Consider the following 2,808-nt stretch of genomic DNA (forward strand, 5'->3'; position numbering starts at 1 on the left):
TCTAAATCAGCTCGACCTGTTTGACGCTCAGCAACTGGCCTTTGATTTCAAATAATCCCACACCGCACGACATGCCAACGTATCAGCTAACGCCCTATGCGCTGTTCCGCTCCATTGATAATTAATTGCGGCCGCAGCAACGATTAATTTATGCCATTTGTAACTGTTATAGTAATCGTTCCACTCCCCAGCATATTGGGCCCAGGCTAACATACAGCATTGAATTGACTCTGCATCATCGAGCAGACCTTTAAGAAATTTTGTGTCGAATCCTGCATTATAGATGACTAGCTCTTGTCCGCTTACAATCCCTTTTATATCTGCTGACAGATCATCCAACGTCGGCGCATCCACAACCATGTCAGGCGATATTTTATGAATACGCTGCGCCTGTGGCCATGTCGTATTCTTCACAGGTTTTACCAATGTATTAAGCAACGTTTGGCCAGAATCATCAATGATCGCTATCTCTACGATCTCATCATCACTTGTAAGCCCTGTTGTCTCTGTGTCTAAGAAAATCGCCATAGAATCCATCCTGAGTTAGCTATAATTTAATTGGCAGCCGAAAGCTTACAACTTTAATTTAACTCTAAAGTCACTTGCCGCTTGAAGCTGCCGCCGATCACGATTCAACCCAATAATAGAGCCCGTCAGATTTGATTTTCTTTTTCTTCACCAGAAATTGCAACACAGGATGCAGACTGCTGCACTCAACCTTTTGGGAGCGCAGCCTATCCAGAACTTCATCTTGTGTGCATCGTCCAAGAAATTTAACAGTAGCTTGCACGGCAGCGATTGGGCCTATATCTTCTTTACTCAAAGCGCTACAGCCTTTATTCCCTGCTTATCGACTAGATTTAATAAAACCAAGGCCGGCCCTGCTGGCTCATTAATTCCTTGCTCCCATTTTTGTACCGTCCCTGCGGTAACGTTTAAAAAACGAGCAAACATAGCTTGACTTAAGTGTGTTTTTTTTCGAATAGCCTGTATTTTCTTTTGCGAAAAATGCTTTGGTTCGGGAACATCAGCTAGTTTTTTGAATTTCTGAACAGTAACAGTGTCAATCACACCTGCATTATGCATGCGCTCAATGTCATCCAATACACTTTCAATAATTTCACTCATCATAGCTCTCCAATTCAAAATAAACTTCACATGCAACAAGGTGCGCTAGTTCTTTTTCCGTCCTTTTGAAAAACTCTTTTGCCACCTCTTTCAATAAACGCTCTTCTTTATCTGTAATGTTAGAGCGCTGATTTTTTTTGAACCCATACAAAAACAAAATGCGTTTACCTTTCTTGTAGGCAACAAGCGTTCTACTTCCACCACTCTTTCCTCGCCCTTGGATAGCTACTCGCTTTTTAATTAAGCCACCACCCAAGTCAGCATCAAACAGCCCTCTTTCTATCTCCTGACATGCAGCAATTAAGTCACTATCAGTAACTCGTTCTTTTTTAGCCCACTTTGCCACGTTATTGTTTTTAAGCCGCCACATAATAGATAGAGGTACCTTGTTTCTTTTAGTTTAGACCATAACTATATCATTAGTTCCTATATCATTCAATGATACATATAGATTAATGCACAACTACAGTGCATAACCATGTGGATAATTCATTAAGTCCGTTGGGAATGAAACCAATAAACAACTGGTTATATTTTATACAAGCAGAGATTCCACCCCAAAAGCCTCACAACGACATATAAACTAAAACCCATACCTTTCATCAAGTTAGGCGAGAACGCGGCTTTAAGGGTTGTTTTAGGAGATGTCAGGCATATACAAATCTATTACTAATCAAGAAATTACAAATTATATTGATTTTTCCATGTTTTTGGTTATCATAAACAGGCGGTTTGTTTAACACCTTTTGTAGACCGCTGCATGAATTGAGGAATAGGAGTCCCAATCGACACCCCCTAAACCTCTGATTTTTTATGACTAGTAGTTATCGCTTAACCTACAAGCACATCAAATTGCTGCTAGTCTTTTTTTTGAAAAAGTTAGATATGAAAAGCACCAAAGTTAACATTTTGTTCGATGAGGGCTTAAATCACCTTGCCGTAAAAACGATAAAAGCGATTGACCTTTATATCTCAACTCATAGCTTTAAGTCATCAGTCACAGTAAATGCTCATTTGTGGGAAAATCTTATTTCTCACTTTGATTCTACTGAGCTTTATAGAAAAGGGATTTATTTGCAGCCATCACTATTTGCAGATTCAAATGTTTCTTTTTGATAGGAGATAGTGTGACTGCCGTACTCGACGCAGCGCACGAGTGTAGGAGTGAATTGTGAAACAAGAGGGGGGGTGATATGGTAGTGAATTTCCTATTTTGTCCTAGTTATTTCAATTTTGCTGGAGAGAGCTTCTTTTCTCTCTTTATATAGAGATTTATACTTTCATCTTGTTTTAATACTTTTAAGCTCTTTTGGAGCCTTATAAGACAAGGCTTTTAACCATATAGAAACAACAAAAACCTTGCTAAGTAGAACAAATTCCTTGTTAAATGCTACAGATACCTTGTTAAAAACAACAAAACCCTTGCCAAGTAGAACAAATTCCTTGTTAAATGCTACAGATACCTTGTTAAAAACAACAAAAACCTTGTTTTTGTTTTTCTGTGTAAAAAGTGATTGACTATGGCTGCCAACCTGCTAAAAACAACAGATTCCTTGCTATGAAATATAAGCAATGAAAAACAACAAATTCCTTGCTTACTTAGTGCCTTTTAAAAACAACAGATCCCTTGTTATCAACGAGTATCTAGAACATTAACTTACACTCCTTTCTTTCAGCAGC

5 protein-coding genes are annotated in these 2,808 nt (G+C 38.6%); 1 reads left to right on the forward strand and 4 read right to left on the reverse strand.

From position 1 onward, the window contains the following. Positions 1 to 27: 27 nt before the first annotated feature. From BGC07_RS18255 to BGC07_RS18270, 4 genes are all read right to left on the reverse strand, one after another. Positions 28 to 528: a 3'-5' exonuclease gene (locus BGC07_RS18255; RefSeq protein ID WP_158007025.1), complete on the reverse strand. Its 501-nt coding sequence runs from the start codon at positions 526 to 528 to the stop codon at positions 28 to 30. 97 nt (positions 529 to 625) lie between these two features. Further along, on the reverse strand, positions 626 to 823 hold the full coding sequence (locus BGC07_RS18260) for a hypothetical protein (protein ID WP_069314493.1): 198 nt from the start codon (positions 821 to 823) through the stop codon (positions 626 to 628). Next, a complete protein-coding gene (locus tag BGC07_RS18265; RefSeq protein ID WP_235603487.1) occupies positions 820 to 1,131 on the reverse strand; it encodes a helix-turn-helix domain-containing protein in 312 nt (103 codons plus the stop codon). Before BGC07_RS18265 ends, BGC07_RS18260 begins: the two co-directional genes overlap by 4 nt. Continuing rightward, positions 1,121 to 1,498 carry a type II toxin-antitoxin system RelE/ParE family toxin gene (locus BGC07_RS18270; protein WP_069314495.1) on the reverse strand — a complete coding sequence of 126 codons (378 nt, stop codon included), beginning with the start codon at positions 1,496 to 1,498 and terminating at the stop codon, positions 1,121 to 1,123. The genes BGC07_RS18265 and BGC07_RS18270 overlap by 11 nt, the downstream gene beginning before the upstream one ends. A 515-nt stretch (positions 1,499 to 2,013) precedes the next feature. On the opposite strand from BGC07_RS18270, the gene BGC07_RS18275 reads away from it, so the two are divergent. Beyond that, the gene (locus tag BGC07_RS18275) at positions 2,014 to 2,244 is read left to right on the forward strand and encodes a hypothetical protein (RefSeq protein ID WP_139121827.1); all 231 of its coding nucleotides are present in this window, start codon (positions 2,014 to 2,016) and stop codon (positions 2,242 to 2,244) included. Positions 2,245 to 2,808 lie beyond the last annotated feature (564 nt).

The sequence above is a fragment of the Piscirickettsia litoralis genome, assembly GCF_001720395.1.
Lineage (GTDB): Bacteria > Pseudomonadota > Gammaproteobacteria > Piscirickettsiales > Piscirickettsiaceae > Piscirickettsia > Piscirickettsia litoralis.

What these genes read in the sequence shown, in the direction of transcription:
- BGC07_RS18275 (WP_139121827.1), top strand. Translation starts at nt 2,014, where the DNA reads ATGAAAAGCACCAAAGTTAACATTTTGTTCGATGAGGGCTTAAATCAC.
- BGC07_RS18265 (WP_235603487.1), bottom strand. Translation starts at nt 1,131, where the DNA reads ATGATGAGTGAAATTATTGAAAGTGTATTGGATGACATTGAGCGCATG.
- BGC07_RS18270 (WP_069314495.1), bottom strand. Translation starts at nt 1,498, where the DNA reads ATGTGGCGGCTTAAAAACAATAACGTGGCAAAGTGGGCTAAAAAAGAA.
- BGC07_RS18255 (WP_158007025.1), bottom strand. Translation starts at nt 528, where the DNA reads ATGGCGATTTTCTTAGACACAGAGACAACAGGGCTTACAAGTGATGAT.